This is a genomic window from Treponema sp. R6D11 (assembly GCF_054786075.1).
This window is the reverse complement of sequence record NZ_BDHD01000273.1, coordinates 1-1,888: the sequence shown is the minus strand read 5'-3', so window position 1 is coordinate 1,888 and position 1,888 is coordinate 1. Positions and strand designations below refer to the sequence as shown.

Annotated in this window: 2 protein-coding genes; both read left to right on the top strand. The window is 46.9% G+C overall.

What is annotated here, in order from left to right; translation table 11 throughout:
* The first annotated feature begins 73 nt into the window (after positions 1 to 73).
* Positions 74 to 1,414, top strand: a complete 1,341-nt coding sequence (locus ACYVTD_RS12205) for a DNA polymerase III (protein ID WP_461248031.1) — start codon at positions 74 to 76, stop codon at positions 1,412 to 1,414.
* Complete coding sequence (locus tag ACYVTD_RS12200; RefSeq protein WP_461248030.1) at positions 1,407 to 1,673, top strand: PAS domain-containing protein; 267 nt, start codon at positions 1,407 to 1,409, stop codon at positions 1,671 to 1,673. The genes ACYVTD_RS12205 and ACYVTD_RS12200 overlap by 8 nt, the downstream gene beginning before the upstream one ends.
* The last annotated feature ends 215 nt before the right edge of the window (positions 1,674 to 1,888 follow it).

Below are 1,888 nucleotides of genomic sequence, written 5' to 3'. Positions count from 1 at the left end.
ATCTTGCAAGACAGCTTTTTTGCGAAAATTCTGTTACCATTGATAATAGGAAGAACGACGGGGAGTACGTAAGGTGTTTGAAAATATCATAGAGCAGGGCGCTGTTCTTCAGTTACAGAATGATATTCTCTCGCAAAGGCTTGCGCCTTCCATGTTGTTTTACGGCCCTTCTGAATCGGGAAAAGGAAGTTCCGCGCTGGAACTCGCCCGTATTCTTTCCTGCGAAAAAGACGCTTCATGGAAATGTGAATGCCCATCTTGCGAAAAACACCGTTATCTGCAACATGTGGATTTGTTGATGTTAGGCCCGCGTTCCTTCGCCGCTGAAATTTTCGCGAGCTGTTCGACGTTTTGGCGCAATCCGGCCGCAAACGGCCCTAAAAAACTCTTTATCCGTTCCTTACGCAAACTGCAGATGAGATTTTCTCCCGTTTTAATGGAAGAAGACCCTAAATTAAGCAAACTTTCTTCCACGTTGCAGTCCTTTGAAGAGGGGTTAAGCGATTTGTGGCTTACAAACTCCGCTCAAGTCCTTCCGTCGGCCCTTGAAAAACAGTGCACGTCCCTTGTAAAAACAGCCCAAACCCTTATCGAAGACGGAATCGGCGGCACGATACCGATTGACCACATAAGAAAAGCGGCGTACTGGTGCAGGCTTGCCCCGACGGGAAAGCGCAAGACGCTCATTATTGAAAACGCCGAAAACATGAGGGAAGAGGCGCGTAATTCCCTCTTAAAACTTCTTGAAGAGCCGCCAGAAACGGTCAGCATCGTGCTTACCACGCAAAGGCGCGAGGCGATTATGCCGACTATTTTATCGCGTTTGCGCCCTTACCGTTTTGTAAAAAGAAGCGAACAGGGCGAGAGGGAAGTAATCCGCAGGGTTTTTCAGGATACCGTAAAAGAGGAATCCCTTTCCGCGGGCGGCTCTATCGTAAGCGCCTACCTTGATTCGTTTCTTCCCGCGGGGGCGGAAAAGCTGTACCCGCTCGCCGCTTGGTTCATCGTTTCGCTCGCCCGCGCTGTTACTTCTTTGGTTAAAAAAGACGGGACGCAAACGCCGAAAATTATCAACGTTCTTGGACAGCGTTACGCGCCAATAGCGAACGAGGCGGGTTTTGAGCGCACAGTGGACGCGGCCGCCGTAGTTAAGACGCTCTTGGAAAAAAGCTCTAATTTTGAAAACGATTCAATTTCGCGCTTTTTTGAAATTTGCCTTGACATGGTTTGCGACGCTGCGCGGGAGGCCGATGATCCAGAATTTATCGTTTATAGGGACATTTTCCGAAAACGCATAAACGAAACCGAAACAGCCGTAAACACGCTGAACATAAGCGCCGCCCTCGCCCTGGAAGGTCTTTTTTACAGCCTTAAAAATGATATGGTAAAGCCGTACGGGAACGCTTATGGTTAAATTCTACCGCAGGGCGTTAAACAAAATAGACAAACTCGATACGGGACAGCGAAAAGAGCTTTTAGTTTCCGCGATAGGCGAAATTAACCTTTTAGAAACCGTAATGGATTCCATGGACGTGGGCGTTCTTGTCTGCGACGCGAAAAACAACCTTGTAATGGCGAATAAATTCGCCCAGCGCCTTTTCCCGATGAATTTAAGCGAAGGCGTGGCCCTGTGGACAGCGTTAAAGGACGATGATATGGCGGGAATTTTTTAAAAAATTCTTCTTAACAAGGAAAAGGGTAAAGGGGATGTGTTGAATATATAGGAGAACGAAAAAAAAAAAAAGCATTTTTTTTATTTGGTTTTGCTTGTGGAGGGGGGGGGGGGGGGATTTTTTTGTCACTCTTTCCGGAAAATCTGGGGGTTTTTTTTTCTTTGTACATCCGTTGTTTTTTTTCTGGGTTAATTCGGGTTTTTTTTCTCTCCAAA

Excerpts from the sequence above, each read along its gene's own strand:
- ACYVTD_RS12200 (WP_461248030.1), top strand. The coding sequence starts at position 1,407 with ATGGTTAAATTCTACCGCAGGGCGTTAAACAAAATAGACAAACTCGAT.